Genomic DNA, 17,040 nt, shown 5'->3' with positions numbered 1-17,040 from the left:
AACTTATTTACAAATTCATTTAGCTCCGCGGGTTTTGGAAATAGATTTGGTCACTATACCGATTGGATATATGGCTGGCCTTCTCTGTTCTTTCCTCTCCTCTCATTTATCCATTTGGAACAGGTCTACTGAGAATTCTGATGTTAGCATTTTCTTTCCGGAGAAAAGTCTGAATAGAACAACCGTTGCAAGTTCCACTGATACTTATCTAGACATCTCCTTTCCTATGGTAAATCTCCCAAGCAAGAGCACATCTCCTCCAGGGGATCAAAACTCCTGCCGAGACATCTGGGGGAGAGAGGAACCGGACTGATTTTTTGACATCCTCTCTCTGTCTTCCGGCTGATCGTGGATCAGCTGCAACTCCAGATCCTTCAACTGGTTGACCACTAGCAGGGTATAACCCTTCCCCGGTTCCAGAGAAATTGCTTTGCTAGCCATCGGTTCTCCCTGTCCCTCCACTCCATACAGTTCCACCTGGTGACTCCCGCTCGAAATCAACTGATCATGGGAGACTTGGCCGAAGGTTAATCTCCAATCGATCTGCCCTCCGTCCATCTGCACCTCCATTGCCGGCGCATCAGGGGAGGCGTGGATCACCCGGAGGCGGGATGAAGTGCCTGACGACAGCGCAGATCGCGGGGAAGAAGTCGTTTTTCCTTTTTCCCATTGCTTTCCTGCCGAGTTCCAAGCCATGACTGCCACTTTTCGCGTGTATTTGAAGTGCTTTTGATAATAATGTATCACCAACTCGGGATCATGATATTTATAATACTCTGCCAGCAATCCATACAGATGGGCTTTCTCCAAAGCCTGTTTCATTTCCTTCTTCCCGTCCATCCTTTCCCCTCCGATCCTATCGTTCCATACAGCCTATGCGGAAAAGGTCCAGGTTCTTCCTTTCGGGGTGAGGTGTTTATCAAACTTCGGGTGTTCTCCACTTTTTTCAGCAAAAGAAAGCCACCCTTCCCTCGGAAGAGTGGCAGTCCCATAAGAAATGGCCAAATAAATGATTAGTGCAAAATCTTGTCTTGGATCGGATAACAATGGTTGAGTCCACTGAAATCGATCAGTCTGGATGCATATGGCTTCTGTTTTTCGCGGTCTAACCGCGACATTTTCCAATGGTAGTCAGCCATGGCCTGCTTGAAAAGGCGTATCTGCTCCTCTTCGCCTAGACTTTTCCACTCTCGGTAGCTTCCCCCGATAATTCGCATGTCGGCGATTCACTCCTTGAATAATTACATCCAGATCCTCAAAAAAGTTATTCACCAAGATAAGTTCTAATTCTAGTTTATAAAATCCTGCCGATCCGAAACAATAACCCAAAAGGCGTGGATCCCTTGTCATAAAGGAGCCAATCTTCCAACTGCTACACATCTACGATTTCTGCTTCACACAATGAACAAAGTGTCAATAGCACCCCACCCACCCCCGCGACAACATCTTGGCTAAAAAAACAATCCTCACATCACTCAGACAGATGAGCGGCTCCAGCCGCTAAAACCACAACATACTCGATGGTTTGTGACCCGCGCCGATCAACTGGGAATATTGCTTGTGGGGACGGGGATGGTGGGACGGCCCCGATCTCTTGCAAAAAACGCAAAGGCTCTCCACCGCCCCACCATCCCGACCCTGGTTACCATTTTCCAATTTATCCATTGATTCAAGTCACGCTTGCTCCCTATGAAAAAAGCACCCGCTGGGTGCTATATGTGCTAAGCAATATCCTCTACTCGTACATCCTTCCATATTTCGACTATCCTTCTTCCGTCTATTCTTGCTTTTTCTAGCAATTCTTTGTAACATCTAAAATCTTGTATTTCATAGGGATTATATCTGCACAAAGAAAATCCCTTAGGGACATGAGTGATCGAGTATTTTGTTGCTTTAAAGATAAATTCAATTTCACGACCACAACTTAAAATCTCGACCAGATCATCATAAGATACTTTCTCATGATCATAATCATAGTCTTTTCCACCCAAACCAGATCACCCCACAATATATCGACGGGTCAACGGATCGGCTCTGCTTTTAGTTTCCCCTTAGCGTAAAGATACTTTGGATTCATCACCTTGCATTTCATTCTTTATTTTTCACCGTTCTCTTCTTCCCTGTTCTCCTATAGAGACCCAGGGCTGTTGATGAACCCTAAAGTGAATGACGGAAACAAAACGACCCTTTCGCTCTTCCCCTTGCCCCATCGTAAAATATGGCTTGAGGGGACGAGGATGGTGGGACGGCTCCGATCTCTTGCAAAAAACGCAAAGGCTCTTCGCCGCCCCACCATCCCGACCTTATTTGCAAATAGGGCTAATCAACACACTTGGTAGAGACCAATTCTCACGTTTGTAAAAACCCCTTCTGAGCAAAGGACAGCGCTCTCTTCTTAAGCGTGGTTTGCTTTGCCTAAAGGGGAAGTGTTTATGCGTGAAGTGCTTCAATCCCGGTCTTCAGGATCCCATTCCAAGGAATAGTTGGGTTTGAAAAAGAACACGATATTCTCCTTACCCTTCCGGGTGATGATCAACCGGTCTTCCTTTCCTTTGATGCTTTTCACCTCGTGTAATTCAAGCTGGAAAATGGGCTTTTCCAAATTCTCATGACTGACGGATAGCTCGCATGAATTCTCATAAATTGAGATATACATAATCACTTTAAATCCATTTTTATCTTTTTGAATATAGAAGAACATACCTGCTTCTTCATCATTAAGTGGTATAGGCTCACTTTCGAATAGCTCCAACAACTCATATTCGTCGTACTTGATATAATGCATACAAATATCCCCTTATCTCGGAACGACAGTAATCACATTACCAGATTCATTTGTTATAACCTTAACATCTGTTGTACGATGTTCCCACGTACCTGGTTTATTCCCAGGTTGTCTACTTCCTGACCTAATTGCATTTTCAACAACACTTGGCGGAATCCCCCTTGGTTGTACATACTTTTTTATGAAATCGTTATACTCTTTTGTGCGAGGTTTAAGTCCCTTTTTTTCTGCTTTTTGCATTGCTCTTTTTTCCAATCTCGCTCTCACCGCTGGAGTATCGGGGGCCATTCGTTCAAGTGCATGCTCTGTATATTTTCGTCCATTGATGACGGTTCCGCCCTCGGGCGCTGTCCACAGCGGAGTGAAGAATCATGGCCAATGCGGCTCCAGCCGCTAAAACCACAACATACTTGATGGTTTGTGACCCGCGCCGATCAACCGGGATTATTGCTTGTGGGGACGGGGATGGTGGGGCGGCTCCGATCTCTTGCAAAAAACGCAAAGGCTCTCCGCCGCCCCACCATCCCGACCCTGGTTACCATTTTCCAATTTATCCATCGATTCAAGTCACGCTCGCTCCCCCAAGAAAAAAGCACCCTGCTGGGTGCTATATGTGCTAAGCAATATCCTCTACTCGGGCAGGGGCAAAGCCTTACGGAAGCAACACAGGGAAGAGGTTGCCCCTAAACGCCCTCTCTCCAGATTTTACGCTGGGTAGGATGGCAACCTTGCTATCGAGATTGTAGTGCCTGTGGTGCATCCTTCATTTCAAATTGTAGTGCCCATGGCGCAAAGGTCGCTTTGCACCCACAGGGCACAAGTCTCGCCAGGGTCGCTACCGCTCCCAGGTCTCGCTATGGCAGCACACGACTCCCTTCCACCGCCCATTTTCTGGTTAATCAACAGCCCTGCATCTAAAATCCTCTGTTTTATTGGTATTGTATTTGCACAAAGAAAATCCCTTGGAGACATGAGTGATCGAGTATTTTGTTTCTTTAAAGACAAATTCAATTTCTCGACTACAATTTAAAATCCCGACCAGATCATCATAAGATACTTTGTTACCCCTCCATCCAATGGAGCTTGAACCGTTGACAATGTTTCACCACATTTATACAACATTCTTGCCAATTCTGTCCCCGTCCTTTACCCTTCGGTGTAATCTTCGAATTCCCAGTAGCCATAACGAGCCACTTTTTCTGCTACCTCGTTCCAGGAAGAACCTTCACACCGTTCTATTATGCTTTTAATCTTATTCACAATTCGATCGTAATCATATTCAAAGACTATCAGGTGATGCCGGACCACAACTACATCGTAAAACTCATATTTCTGTCTAAACCACCCCGGTGTACAGACCGTAATATCGAAAGATTCTTCACCATTCATTCCTTCGGGTCCAACCATCACCCGAAACAAAATCCCAAAATCACGTTCCTTCGGGACAAAATGTTTTAAATCACCAAGCTCTGTAGAGAAAATTCCTTTTACCTCGGCTCTCAAAATCAACACCCCCTTACTATATCAGGTACGTCTGGTAGCAGTAGAGACCTGGGGCTGTTGATGAACCCTAAGGTGGATGACCGGAACGAAACGCCCCTTTCGCTCTTCCCCTTGCCCCATCGTAAAATATGGCTTGAGGGGACGGGGATGGTGGGGCGGCTCCGATCTCTTGCAAAAAACGCAAAGGCTCTCCGCCGCCCCACCATCCCGACCTTATTTGCTACAAATAGAGCTAATCAACAAACCTGGTAGAGACCCCATTTCCGCGTCTGTATAAACCCCCTCTGAGCAAAGGACAGCGCTCTCTTCTTAAGCGTGGTTTGCCTAAAGGGGAGGTGTTTATGCGTGAAGTGCTTCAATCCCGGTCTTCAGGATCCCATTCCAAGGAATAGTTGGGTTTGAAAAAGAACACGATATTTTCCTTACCCTTCCGGGTGATGATCAACCGGTCTTCCTTTCCTTTGATGCTTTGCACCTCGTGTAATTCAAGCTGGAAAATGGGCTTTTCCAAATTCTCATGACTGACGGATAGCCTGCAGTAGTTTTCATAGACAGAAATGTACATGACCACTTCAAATCCATGATGATCTTTATGAGTATAATACAACATTCCTGCCTCTTTCTCGTGAAGAGGTTCAGGCTCGCTTTCGAACAGCTCCAACAGTTCATATTCGTTATATTTGATGTAGTCCATCAAGATTATCCCCTCATTTCGGAATGACGGTAATCACATCACCAGATTCATTTGTGATAACCCTAACATCTTTTGTACGATATTCCCACGTTCCGGAGTGGATACCCGGCTTTCTGCTTCCATTCCTAATTGCATTTTCAACAACACTTGGCGGAATCCCCCTTGGTTGTACATAGTCTCTTATGAAATCGTTATACTTTTGAGTACCCGGTTTATATCCCTTTTTTTCTGCTTTTTGCATTGCTCTTTTTTCCAATCTCGCTCTCACCGCTGAAGTATCGGGGGCCATTCGTTCAAGTGCATGCTCTGTATATTTTCGTCCATTGATGACGGTTCCGCCCTTGGGCATGGACCAACCCTTACCTTCGCTTTGGTCCGACCCTTTATCCCCCTTCGGCGGCTTCCCACCGCTGGCATTGCTGCCTCCGCCTCCCTTAAACCTTGTGGTAAGGCTGTTCCACTTATGATCCAGCCACCCAGTAAAGCGTTCAAAAAATGATGGGCTCTCTTTCGCATTCCCTCCGCTCTTGGCTGAGCCGTTCCCCCCATCACCCCTGTAACCGCCGCCGCTGTCAACGTGGCCGCCTGCACCTCGCGGGCCCCCACCTCTTGGCCCGCCAAAACCGCTGTTGCCCTGGATGTCCAGATTCATCGTCCGTTGAATCTTGGGATGAGTTGTTGAATTCGGTGACCCCGTCAAGTGGTTCCAACCGTTCTTTACATAGTCCACACTCCTGGCGATCCACCCAGGGCTGTCTTCAATACGATCCTTTTCCTTGGGGGCAGTGCTCCCATCGAGGGAGATGGCCTGTTCGATTTTCTGCAACAGGGCACCTTTGATCTCCTGGCTGTCCACAGCGGAGTGAAGAATCATGGCCAATGCGGCTCCAGCCGCTAAAACCACAACATACTCGATGGTTTGTGACCCACGCCGATCCAACCACAATCGCTTGGGTGAAAAAACCCAAAAAAATCACCCTTTCCCTTATAAAAACAATATTTACAAATCCAATTGTACCCAATTCAGGGAGGATGGGTAATAGTCCGAAAGTATCATTTTCCAATTTATCTATCGATTCAAGTCACGCTCGCCCCCCAAGAAAAAAAGCACCCCGGCGGGTGCAGGGGTTACTCTGTCTGTTGTTCATCATCCACTTCCCATCCGCTCTCCCGGATCGCTTGGTGGAAATCTTGGAGGGAGGTGGCTTTTTCATCAAAGGCGAGGATCACTTCGCCGACGGGTTCGTGGATGTCCACGGTCCGGATGCCCCAGACTTGGCTTAAAGCATGTTGGAGTTGATCGATATCTTTCGCTTCGGCCCCTGGCTGGATGCGGAGGGTCTTACGGATCAATGGAATTCCCCCTTTTCTCTTGGGAGGGTTGCTTGCTCGGCCTTGCCCATTTCCCGAAGAAAACGGATCAGCAGGGTTAGGGAAGAGCGAACTTCCCGGCTGCGCATCCATTTTCCCAACTCCCACAGACTCTCAGGTTCTTCCCCGTCCAGGTTCTCTATCGATCGTTCCAACCCCGTGCCGATACTATGGAGCCACCGGTTCAGTTGATCGGAATGGAGTCGGCCCAAAAACTGAACGCCTCCGATGAGATTTCGAATCAGCTGAAGGTTGTCGGGCTGATTTAGTTGGGTCAAGGCGATCACGCCGACTTCATGCCGGTTTTTCGCTATTCCTTGCAGAAGGTCCAGCACGCCCGCCCGTTGGATTTCTCCCAGTAGGTCCAAGGTGGAGAGAACCGCTTCCTTGTTCTCCGTCAACGCCTCCAGGATCTCTCCGAGGGACTCCTCCCGCTCCAGTTGCGAATCCGATGCCATTCGGTCAATGTGCTGAATCGGTCTGGCCATGTTCTTTCCCTCCGATCGCTTCCTCCACAGGCACAAAATCAGGCCGCGCCCACTTGGCTTCCACCTCGACACCTTCTTGGGGAACCCGGTTTCCAAAGCGGTGGTTTACTTTAGGAAGCGGGGATTCTCCCTCTGGCTCCAAGATCTCCATCCGCACATCCATCTCCTTGAAATTGGGGGTATGGGTCTCCTCGTCGTGGTAGCTGCTGGTCAACCGGTTGACGGCCTCCCACTCTTGACTGCCGTTCATCGGCATATACAGTTCCTTCCCCCGCACCCGGTCGGTGATCAACACCCGGACTCTGGCCGCTCCGTAGGGAGAGGAGAGTCGCACCAATGTCCCATCGGAGAGTCCCCGCTCTGTAGCCAATTCCGGGGAAACCTCCAGCCAGGGACCGGGAACTTTGTGAACTAGTCCTTCGCTGCGGTAAGTCATATTCCCCTCGTGAAAATGTTCCAACAGCCGTCCGTTGTTCAGGTGCAGATCATACTCCGCTCCCGGCTGAAAGGGTGGGGTCCAATCTACGGGCTCCAGACGCGCCTTGCCATCGTCAAAAGCGAAGCCTTCACTGTACAGAAGCGGGGTATCAGTGCCATCCTTTTGCACCGGCCAATGCAGACTCTTCCATCCCTCCAGTCGCTCATAGCTCACTCCGGCGAAGAGCGGGGCCAACTCCGCCGCCTCGGCCATGATCTCTCCGGGATGGGTGTAGTTCCAGTCGGCCCCCAGCCGGTTGGCCACCAGTTGGATGATCTCCCAGTCAGGCTTAGACTCTCCAAGGGGTTCCAGTACCTTGTAAAATCGCTGAATCCGACGCTCTGTGTTGGTGAACGTCCCGTCTTTCTCCAAACTGGGAGCGGCAGGGAGCACGACATCGGCGAAGCGAGCCGTTTGGGTCAGGAACAGATCCTGTACCACAAAAAAGTCCAACTTCTCAAAGGCGGCCTGCACATGGTTGATGTTAGAGTCCACCAGCCCCATCTCTTCTCCGAACAGGTACATCCCTCGGATCTTGCCATCATGGATCGCCTCCACGATCTGATGGTTATTCAATCCTGGTTTTTTGGGAAGGGAGTCCACGCCCCAGGCTTTCTCATAGCGCGCCCGGACTTGATCATCCTCCACCGGTTCATAACCGGGAAACCAAGCAGGCATAGTGCCGAAATCACTGGCTCCCTGAACATTGTTATGTCCTCGTAGCGGATAGGCTCCGGTGTGGGGACGGCCATAATTACCGGTGACGAGAAGTAGATTGGACAGCGCCGTGCTCGTATCCGTCCCGCCCATATGCTGCGTCACCCCCATTGCCCACAGAAGGCAGACGCTGCCCGCTTCTCGGATCATTTCAGCCACCTGGATCAGTTCTTCCCGGGGGATGCCGGAGATTTCCTCGGCATACTCCAGAGTGAATCTCTCCAGGGAATGGATGTACTCCTCTACTCCGTTCACCCGTTGATCCAGGAATTCCTGATCCTGCCAGCCTTGGTCGATGAGGTACTTGGTAAGTGCCGACACCCAAACCAAGTCTGTACCTGGCTTGGGTTTCAAATGGAGATCTGCCCGTTCCGCCAGTTCATGTTTGCGGAGATCGGCGACGATCAGTTTTTGACCGTGAAGTTTGTGGGCTCGTTTGACGCGGGTGGCTAGCACCGGGTGGGATTCCGCTGGATTGGCTCCGACTACCAGCACCAGCTCGGCACCGGCGATATCCTGGATCGTGCCTGCATCTCCCCCGATACCTACGGTTTTCATCAACCCTGCCGTGGCCGGGGATTGGCAGTAACGGGAACAGTTATCCACATTGTTGGTTCCCATCACACTCCGGGCCAGTTTTTGAAACAGATAATTTTCCTCATTGCTGCATTTGGAGGAAGCGATCCATCCGAGGGAATCGGGACCGGACTGCTCTTTGAGTTGGGTGAGCCGGGTGGCCACTACATCCAAAGCTTCCTCCCAGGAAGATTCCACGAACCGGTCCCCTTTCCGGATCAGGGGGCGGGTCAGCCGTTCCTCACTGTTAACATAATCCCATCCCCATTTGCCCTTAACACAGGTGGAGACGCCATTAACCGGTGCCTCTGCCACCGGTTGCACCTTCAGGATGTGGCGTCCCTTGGTCCACACCTCAAAGCTACACCCGACACCGCAATAGGTGCAGACGGTCTTGGTCTTGCGGATTCGGCTCTTGCGCATCGCCTCCTCCGCCTCGGAAACGGCAAAAATCCCCTGGTAGCCCGGCTCGATCGCTTTGGTCAGGTCGATCATCGGTTCCAGAGTGTCAAAAGGAATTCCTGTAAGATACCCTGCCTCACCCAACATCGACTTCTCCATCAATGCGTTACAGGGGCAGACGGTTACACAATGACCGCAGGAAACACAGGAGGAGTGGTCGATAGGGACATCCTGATCCCAGATAACTCGGGGCCGGTCCCGATTCCAGTCAATGGTGAGGGTCTCGTTCACCTGTAAATTTTGGCAGGCTTCCACACAGCGGCCACACAAAATACATTGGTCCGGCTCATACCGGTAGAAGGGGTGGGAGTTGTCCGGTGGATCCGGCTTCGGCTCAAAGTCATACTCCTGGTGGTTCAGTTGAATCTGAAGTGCTGTATTGTGTACCTCACAATTCCCATTGTTGTTATCACAAACGGTGCAGTAGAGTTCATGATTTTGGAGCACCCTCGACATCGCTTCATACTGTGCCGCCTCTACCTGCTCCCCCTGGCTCACCACTTTCATCCCTGGGCGGGCAAGGGTCGTGCAGGCACGGACCCACTCTCCATCCACCTCCACCAAGCAGAGGTCGCAGGTTTGAAGCCCGCCCAATTGTGGATGGTAACAAATCCCCGGTAGGGATCTCTCCGCCTCCCGGGCAGCCTCCAGGATCATCTGACCTTCCTGAAAGGGAACTTCTTGTTCATCCAAGTAAAACACATGTTCTTTATCCATTTACCGCACCTCCGAGCCTGCTACTGTAGGTACCTGGGATGCCAAGGTCGCTTGGGACCGCCAGGACGCCCTTCCATCCTCCTTTTACCAATTCATCCTTCCCCCGACTGGTGATTTCCTGTTTTTAATCTGAGCTGTTATGATCGACGAGAATGATGGTCCCGTTCTTTAAATCATGGGCTGCCGCATCCATAATTTTTTCCAGGGTAAAAGCGAGTTGCTGCTGTTCTTTCGCTCCCTTGGCAACCAGGACGGGAGCCCCGCCCCCGATCGCCTGTTTTGCGTCTGTCACCACCACTGCCACAATTCGGGACATTTATCGCACCTCCTGGGCGGAGGATTCCGAAGGCATACGGATGGCGTTTTCCAGAATGGGCACCAATTTTAAGGCCTGGATCGCCTTTTTCATTTCTTTGTCCTTCGGCAAAATGAAGACACCCAGATCCCCATTATCCAAATCCAGCTTCGCCAAGGGGATCAGCGCTGGCTCCCCGGAATCCCTATACACACCTAGAATTTGAGAAAGGTTGTGAAGGATCGCTTGGCGTTGTCCTAGATTGGCTAGGGTTACCTGTGCATCCATCGTTTTGGCCCGCACGATGAGACCCAGTCCATGCTCGCGGATCTTTTGTTGATTCTCCTTCAGTCCCACATTCATGATATACACGGAATCGACATAGATGTCAGGCCCGTCCACCCGCACTTCCCCAGGCAAGACTTCAGCGATCTCCCCCAATCTCTTGCCTGATCTCAGCTTGATTCCGATAATGAGGGTGATCACCCCAAACAAAATGCCCCAGTACCATGTCAAAACAATGCTGGCGAGGGAGACAATCACGGCGGCAAACATGATCAAATAATTGCGACCTTCAAAGGACATGGCGATCCCCTCGATATAAGAAGTGCCTCGGGGAACCAGCTCCATCATATCTACCTCCGCCAAACTTTGACGTTCCATATTGCGCACTTCCCGAAATTGCTGTGCAGCTAGGGAAAGGAAAGTGACCGCCGTATAATCTTTGCTCAACAAGGCAGGGACAAACACTGCACCCATGGCAGCTGCGATGACACCCAAGGAAATATGAATCACCCGGCCGTGGGGATAGGTCGGGTATTGTCGCATATCCGTACGCAACAGCAGAATTCGCAAAATCACACCGAATCCAACGCTGATCAGTACACCGATGGTTTCGTGGGATTTAAGAAATGGGATCATCACTCTGCCTTCTTTCAGATAGTTTCATCCACAAGCCACTCGGACAGCGGGACTCCTATTTTTCGAAGTACCTGATGGATCGACACCAACGGAAGCTCAAGGTAGAGAATCGTTGAAACAGCGGAAAAACCTCCCCGCAAAAAGACCCATCCCATCTCCTCTTTAGGCCATACTATCTTCCATAGAAAGGATTTTTATACACCGGAAAGGCTCCAGTGCTCAGATCTCGCCAATGACTGCCCGAATCTGATGAAAAAAATCCTATTGAAAGTCAGGAAAGGTCAATGTATAATAAACCCATAAGGTCAAATATAGTCAAAGTCAAATTCAAACTATAATTTTTGTTTGCCACAGCTGCCCCAACCCATTTCAAATATGAGAAAAGGTTATCTAAAGAGATCATCTAATTTTAAAGGAGGTTATCCGCCTATGCTTTGTGATCAATGTCAACAACATCCGGCGACTGTAGATTTGAACCTGCAGGTGCAAGGACAAGTCCGTCATCTCAGTCTCTGCCGGAACTGCTACATCCAACTCCGACAGGGGATCAGGAATCCCGCTGGGTTCGGCGGATGGGAAGGTTCTCCCTTGGAGGATTGGTTCCGGCAGATGGCCAGCTCTCCCTTGGGAGGGAGTCATTCAGCAACATCCCCCTTCTCACAAACCCCACCTACACAGAACGGACGCCACGGCGGCGGTCTGCTGGACCAGTTGGGGAAAGATCTTTCCCACGCAGCCTCAACCGGCCGGATCGATCCCGTCATTGGTCGGGATCGGGAAGTGGAGCGGGTAATTGAAACCTTGAACCGGCGCAATAAAAATAATCCCGTCCTGATCGGGGAACCAGGGGTCGGTAAAACCGCCATTGCAGAAGGACTGGCCCTGCGGATCCTAGAAGGGAAAGTCCCTCATAAGTTGAAAAACCGAAAAGTTTATCTGCTGGATGTCTCTTCCCTGGTAGCCAATACCGGCATCCGCGGCCAGTTTGAAGAACGGATGAAACAGCTGATCGCTGAAGTACAAGAGCGCCAAGAGGTCATCCTCTTTATCGATGAGATCCATCAGCTGGTGGGAGCCGGTTCCGCCGAAGGCTCCTCCGATGCCGGCAACATTCTGAAACCGGCCCTGGCCCGCGGTGAACTCCAGGTGATCGGTGCCACCACTCTGAAGGAGTACCGCCGGATCGAAAAAGATGCCGCACTGGAACGCCGTTTCCAACCCATCTTGGTGGAGGAACCTTCTCTCGAGGATGCCATCCGGATCCTGGAGGGGCTACGGGAGAACTATGAAAAATACCATCAAGTCCGGTATACTGATGAAGCGATCCGAGCCTGCGTCAGCCTCTCCCATCGCTACGTCCAAGACCGTTTCCTGCCGGACAAGGCGATTGATCTGATGGACGAAGCCGGATCCAAGGTCAATCTGCTACATGAAAGCCAAGATACGAATCAGATCCGCACTCGCCTGGATCAGATCGCCGTGGAAAAGGACACCGCCACCCAACGGGAAGAGTATGAAACGGCGGCTCGTCTCCGGGATGAAGAGCAAAAGTTAGAAGCTCAGTTGCAGGAAGCGACTGAAGCAGCCTCTCCGGCGACCGTCGATGTGGAGATCATCCAGCAAATCCTGGAGAGCCAAACCGGCATCCCGGTCCGCAAACTGCAAAAGGATGAGCAGGAAAAAATGAAAGATCTGCCCGCCCGGCTCCAACGGCAAGTGATCGGTCAGGAGGAAGCCGTCCGCAAAGTATCCAAAGCGGTCCGTCGCAACCGGGCTGGACTGCGCAAAGGGACACGCCCCATCGGCTCCTTCCTCTTCGTCGGCCCCACCGGTGTCGGAAAGACTGAGCTGGCCAAATCCCTGGCTCGGGAAATATTTGGGGAAGAGGAAGCCATGATCCGGCTCGATATGAGTGAGTACATGGAAAAACACTCCGTCTCCAAACTGATCGGCTCCCCGCCGGGATATGTTGGTCACGAAGAAGCTGGTCAACTGACTGAGCAAGTGCGCCGCAAACCCTACAGCATCCTGCTACTGGATGAGATTGAAAAAGCGCACCCTGACGTACAGCATCTGTTCCTGCAAATCATGGAGGACGGTCGGCTCACTGACAGCCAGGGACGTACGGTCAGCTTCCGGGATACGATCCTGATCATGACTAGTAACGCCGGTGTCGGCGTGCAAAAAGGAGCAATCGGGTTTGGAAAAGCAGATGAAGAACCGGCCCCGGCAGATATTCCTGAGACCTTCAAGGATTACTTCCGACCGGAATTTCTAAACCGGTTTGACAGCATCATCCTCTTCCGCTCTCTTAGCCGGGAGGATCTGATGAAGATCGTCGATCTGATGCTCCAGGACGTTCATAACGCTGCCAGGGAACAGGGCTTGCGTCTCACTGTCACCGATTCCGCCAAAGCTAAGCTGGCCGACCTTGGTTACAATCCGGCTTTTGGCGCTCGTCCTCTTCGGCGGGTGATCGAGGAACAAGTGGAGGATGGAATCGCTGATTTGCTCCTGGAAAGGGAAAATGCAAAGGACATCCTCGTGGATGTCGAAGCAGACCGCATCACGGTTACTCCTCAGAACTGACAGAGCAAAAATCACAGCAAAAAGCCCGAAGGGGACTTCATAACGTCCCCTTCGGGCTTTGTTCATATCGACGTTCTCTCATCAGGCCAATTTTTGACCACACTGGGGACAAAAGTTGGCCCCAGTATTCTTTTCTCCACAGTTGGGACAGAAATTGGGTGTCTGCCTGTCTCCGGAATCCATCTGCTTCGTAGGTTGCGCTGGGCTCTGATTGGAGTTCACGTTTTTTACCATCTCACGGGCCATATTCATCCCCATCATCATCCCGGCCATGTCGGAAGCCGTGCCTCCGCCTTGAACCTTGCCGGAAGCGATCCCATCGGTCATGGAGACTTGTTGATATTTGTTGAGATCTCCAATCATTTCATGGGAAGCGGTCTTGGTGATCATTTTTTCAATTTCCTCCGGATAGTTGAAGCTCATGATTTGAAAGGCGGTGATGGTGATTCCCGTATCCATGAGCTCCATATCCAGATCTTCCTGGATGCCTTTTGCGATATCATAGGCATTGGCCCGCAGATTGAACATGTCTTTTCCTTCTCTGCTGATCCATTTCATCAGGAGTTGGTCGAGAACCGCGGTGATCCTCAGCTTGATGTCCTGCACCAAGTAACTCTCTTTGACCCCGGCGATTTTATCAATCAATGCGATATAATCGTTGACTTTAAATTGGAAGGTCCCATTGGCGCGAATGGGCATGCCACCGGGTAGCTGGGGAGTCGGAATATGGATGGCATTTTTCGTTCCCCATTTGACTGTGAATTCCTTGGTATTGACAAACAATACTTCCGCCCGCATGCCACTGTTGAAACCAAACTTAAACCCTTTCAGAGTGGATAGAAAAGGGATGATATCCGATTCGATATCGTAGTCGCCTTCATCCTCGAAGATTCCTTCGATTTTGCCGTTGTATAGAAAGATCGCATCCTGCCCCGGCCGAATGATCAAGCGACTTCCTTTTTTAATCTCTCGGTTGCTCCACTTCCAAAAGATCATATCATCTCTGAACTCTTCCCATTCCACCACATTGGCTAACTGACGCTTACTAAAAAAGGACATGGATGATCAAATCCCTTCATCTGGATTCAAAAGATGTTGCTCCGCTCGATTTTGAGCGGGGGATCATGTACACAACCCGTGAATCTCCGCCGGTGACACATATTTGGGACTCAGCCGGTCGGGATCGGGTTTCACATTCTGCTTTTCTTTATTCTGATGAGTTGCGAACCCTGAGGGCAGCATCTATTCTGGTCTTTCTTAAATACTAGACAATCCAGGGCTGTTGATGAACCATAAAGTGGATGATGGAAACAAAACTGACCTTTCGCTCTTCCCATTGCCTCGACGGGGATGGTGGGACGGCTCCGATTCTCTTGCAAAGAACGCATAGCGAGACCGGGAACGGAGTGACCTTGGCGAGACTTGTGCCCTATGGGTACAAAGGCCTCTTCACCGTCCCACCATCCCGACCTGATTTCCTGCCTAAGATAGGGCTAATCAACACGCCTGTAGACAATTCCTAAAAGCTCCCTCGGCTGCCGCTGTGGGAGTGGCCACCGCCGGTGGTACCGCCTCCTCCATGGCTTTTGTTGTTGGTTGGTTTCCTGCGCTTGGTAACCGAGGTTCTGAGATATTGATCCCTTTGCTGGAGCACTCGCGATCTCCCGGTGTCCTGGTACGTCCTTTCGTTTATCGTCACTCGGCCACCAGAGTTGTAAGCCATCACACCGACAATGATCCCCCCGACAACACAGGCAGCGAGGAGTTGAAACCAACCATTGAACCAGATACTGTCCGGGTCCACCCCCGGTCGGATCCCCATGTAGCGATGGGAAGTTTCGATAAAGGTATGGAAGGCATCATAGTATTGATCTTTTTTCAGGTCCGGAGTGATTTGATCACGGATGCGATCCAGTCTGCTGTTATCCAGATATTTTTCCGCCTCATAGAATCCAGCCAGATAGAGTTCCCGATTCTCTGGGTTTTGCACGTTAATTGTCAGGATCGCACAATTCCCATGGGGCCGATCATATCCCAACGCTTTTTCGTCGTAGAAGTCCTGCATATACTTCTCGATGTCTTTTCCTTGGGTGTCATCCGTGGTTAAGATGATCAAGTCCGTTTTTCGCTCGGTTCCGTATTGAGTAGCCAAGGTTTCCAGCTCTTTTTTTTCTTTGTCCGTCAGCAGACCGGCGTAGTCATAGATCTTGGGTTTGCCGTCGGCAAAGGCAACATCCTGGGTCACCAAGGGAAAAGCCAGCAATAAGATCATCAAAGAGAGCACAAAGGAGATCCCCGCTTTTCCTCTCACCACAACTCACCTACAATCATCCAGGAAATCAGTCGGAGTGTGATAAACACGGTACCTGCAATCCCGCCAAACCAGGTGGCCACCTTCCCCACGCTGATCGGGGGCCGGCCCACCACCTTGCCCGTCTGTCCATTCATAGCAAATGTGTGTTCGACTTTCTCATAATCGTAATAAACCATCCATACGGGAAGCAAAACATAATCCGCTTGTTCTTTACGAGTGTCGATCTGTTTGTTTTCATAACGGACGCTGGAGTAACCAGAAACGGTAGAACGGATATAGTTGTCCGTAAATTCATTGATCTTTTGTTTTACACGGGGGAGAAGTTCCTGATCATCATAATTGTATTTTTCTGCAATATAGCCCGCCAGATAGGGTGTTTTGAATTTTTTCAACAGGCTGTATTCATAGGGCTCCAGTCGATCCATCAGCTCGTCGTTCATCTTTTCCGAAGCATCCACGGGCACTTTCACATAATGAAGGTCGATGTCTCGGTACACATCATAATACTTCGTCTCGGTCACTATGTAATCACCCTGGGAATACTCCCTCACTTTAGTGCCCACCGCCTTCACTTGGGCCCTGCTGTTTAAGTCATACAACCAGAAAGGGACGTAGATGCCTGTGATGCCTTTGATTCGATCTGCATTCATAAATCCCTTGGGAGTCAGACGACCGTTTTTGCACCATTTGCGAAAAGCCTGCATCGCCTCTTCTTTGCTGATGGTAAAGGGGATCACTTTTGCCGGAGCCAACTTTCCGGACAGCCGGTCACCAAGCACCACCCCGGCTCCGCAAAAACCGCAAGTGGTGGCAGTGGTTTCCGCTTCTGTCAGGATGACGGCTCCACAATTGTTGCAATGATATTCTTTGGCTTCATCTTCTGAAAAAAAGGATTGCATGTTCTCTTCAGGAAAGCTTTCGATCGGATCCTGTCTTTCGCAACTTGGACAGGAGAGCATGCCCGATTCACTGTCAAACCCCATGTCGTCGCCGCAGTTGGGACATTTATATTGAATAACCACAATCGCGCTCACCTTTCGTTGATCTCTGGAAACGCTTCAGACGAAAATCGGGGGATGAACCTGGTACCCGATCGGTGATGAAGACACCCAGCGGACCGCGGTCATCCC

The 17,040-nt window shown here is 50.4% G+C and carries 17 protein-coding genes; 1 reads left to right on the top strand and 16 read right to left on the bottom strand.

Features of this window, described 5'->3' with window-relative positions:
* Positions 1-267: 267 nt before the first annotated feature.
* From JOD24_RS01175 to JOD24_RS01115, 13 genes are all read right to left on the bottom strand, one after another.
* Positions 268-840 carry a DUF4397 domain-containing protein gene (locus JOD24_RS01175; protein ID WP_380162464.1) on the bottom strand — a complete coding sequence of 191 codons (573 nt, stop codon included), beginning with the start codon at positions 838-840 and terminating at the stop codon, positions 268-270.
* Positions 841-1,013: 173 nt separating this feature from the next.
* Positions 1,014-1,217, bottom strand: a complete 204-nt coding sequence (locus JOD24_RS01170; protein ID WP_429246160.1) for a hypothetical protein — start codon at positions 1,215-1,217, stop codon at positions 1,014-1,016.
* Between the two features lie 504 nt (positions 1,218-1,721).
* Positions 1,722-1,991, bottom strand: a complete 270-nt coding sequence (locus JOD24_RS01165; RefSeq protein WP_429246159.1) for a hypothetical protein — start codon at positions 1,989-1,991, stop codon at positions 1,722-1,724.
* Between the two features lie 455 nt (positions 1,992-2,446).
* Positions 2,447-2,785, bottom strand: a complete 339-nt coding sequence (locus tag JOD24_RS01160; protein WP_380162459.1) for a hypothetical protein — start codon at positions 2,783-2,785, stop codon at positions 2,447-2,449.
* 12 nt (positions 2,786-2,797) lie between these two features.
* Positions 2,798-3,040, bottom strand: a complete 243-nt coding sequence (locus JOD24_RS01155) for a hypothetical protein (RefSeq protein WP_429246158.1) — start codon at positions 3,038-3,040, stop codon at positions 2,798-2,800.
* 891 nt (positions 3,041-3,931) lie between these two features.
* Positions 3,932-4,288: an immunity 8 family protein gene (locus JOD24_RS01150; protein ID WP_429246157.1), complete on the bottom strand. Its 357-nt coding sequence runs from the start codon at positions 4,286-4,288 to the stop codon at positions 3,932-3,934.
* A gap of 355 nt (positions 4,289-4,643) precedes the next feature.
* Positions 4,644-4,982 carry a hypothetical protein gene (locus JOD24_RS01145; protein ID WP_429246156.1) on the bottom strand — a complete coding sequence of 113 codons (339 nt, stop codon included), beginning with the start codon at positions 4,980-4,982 and terminating at the stop codon, positions 4,644-4,646.
* A 13-nt stretch (positions 4,983-4,995) separates the two neighbouring features.
* Positions 4,996-5,922, bottom strand: a complete 927-nt coding sequence (locus JOD24_RS01140) for a DUF4244 domain-containing protein (RefSeq protein ID WP_429246155.1) — start codon at positions 5,920-5,922, stop codon at positions 4,996-4,998.
* 188 nt (positions 5,923-6,110) lie between these two features.
* Entirely contained in the window at positions 6,111-6,335 is a 225-nt protein-coding gene (locus tag JOD24_RS01135; protein WP_429246154.1) for a hypothetical protein, read from the bottom strand.
* Positions 6,332-6,841, bottom strand: coding sequence for a helical membrane plugin domain-containing protein (locus JOD24_RS01130; protein ID WP_429246153.1), 510 nt, complete (start codon positions 6,839-6,841; stop codon positions 6,332-6,334). The genes JOD24_RS01135 and JOD24_RS01130 overlap by 4 nt, the downstream gene beginning before the upstream one ends.
* On the bottom strand, positions 6,816-9,791 hold the full coding sequence (fdhF, locus tag JOD24_RS01125; protein ID WP_429246152.1) for a formate dehydrogenase subunit alpha: 2,976 nt from the start codon (positions 9,789-9,791) through the stop codon (positions 6,816-6,818). Before fdhF ends, JOD24_RS01130 begins: the two co-directional genes overlap by 26 nt.
* A 124-nt stretch (positions 9,792-9,915) precedes the next feature.
* Entirely contained in the window at positions 9,916-10,107 is a 192-nt protein-coding gene (locus JOD24_RS01120; protein ID WP_380162442.1) for a capping complex subunit for YIEGIA, read from the bottom strand.
* Entirely contained in the window at positions 10,108-11,007 is a 900-nt protein-coding gene (locus JOD24_RS01115; protein WP_380162440.1) for a YIEGIA family protein, read from the bottom strand. It lies immediately after the preceding gene.
* 429 nt (positions 11,008-11,436) lie between these two features.
* On the opposite strand from JOD24_RS01115, the gene JOD24_RS01110 reads away from it, so the two are divergent.
* Entirely contained in the window at positions 11,437-13,596 is a 2,160-nt protein-coding gene (locus JOD24_RS01110) for an ATP-dependent Clp protease ATP-binding subunit (RefSeq protein WP_380162438.1), read from the top strand.
* Positions 13,597-13,677: 81 nt separating this feature from the next.
* On the opposite strand, the gene JOD24_RS01105 is transcribed toward JOD24_RS01110, so the two are convergent.
* From JOD24_RS01105 to JOD24_RS01095, 3 genes are all read right to left on the bottom strand, one after another.
* On the bottom strand, positions 13,678-14,655 hold the full coding sequence (locus JOD24_RS01105; RefSeq protein WP_380162436.1) for an SPFH domain-containing protein: 978 nt from the start codon (positions 14,653-14,655) through the stop codon (positions 13,678-13,680).
* A 460-nt stretch (positions 14,656-15,115) separates the two neighbouring features.
* Positions 15,116-15,907, bottom strand: coding sequence for a TPM domain-containing protein (locus tag JOD24_RS01100; RefSeq protein WP_380162434.1), 792 nt, complete (start codon positions 15,905-15,907; stop codon positions 15,116-15,118).
* Positions 15,904-16,932 carry a TFIIB-type zinc ribbon-containing protein gene (locus JOD24_RS01095; protein ID WP_429246151.1) on the bottom strand — a complete coding sequence of 343 codons (1,029 nt, stop codon included), beginning with the start codon at positions 16,930-16,932 and terminating at the stop codon, positions 15,904-15,906. The genes JOD24_RS01100 and JOD24_RS01095 overlap by 4 nt, the downstream gene beginning before the upstream one ends.
* Between the last annotated feature and the right edge of the window lie 108 nt (positions 16,933-17,040).

It is taken from the genome of Kroppenstedtia sanguinis (assembly GCF_050433445.1).
Lineage (GTDB): Bacteria > Bacillota > Bacilli > Thermoactinomycetales > DSM-45169 > Kroppenstedtia > Kroppenstedtia sanguinis.
The sequence above is the reverse complement of the archived record's forward strand: the minus strand, read 5'-3'. Positions and strand labels throughout refer to the sequence as shown.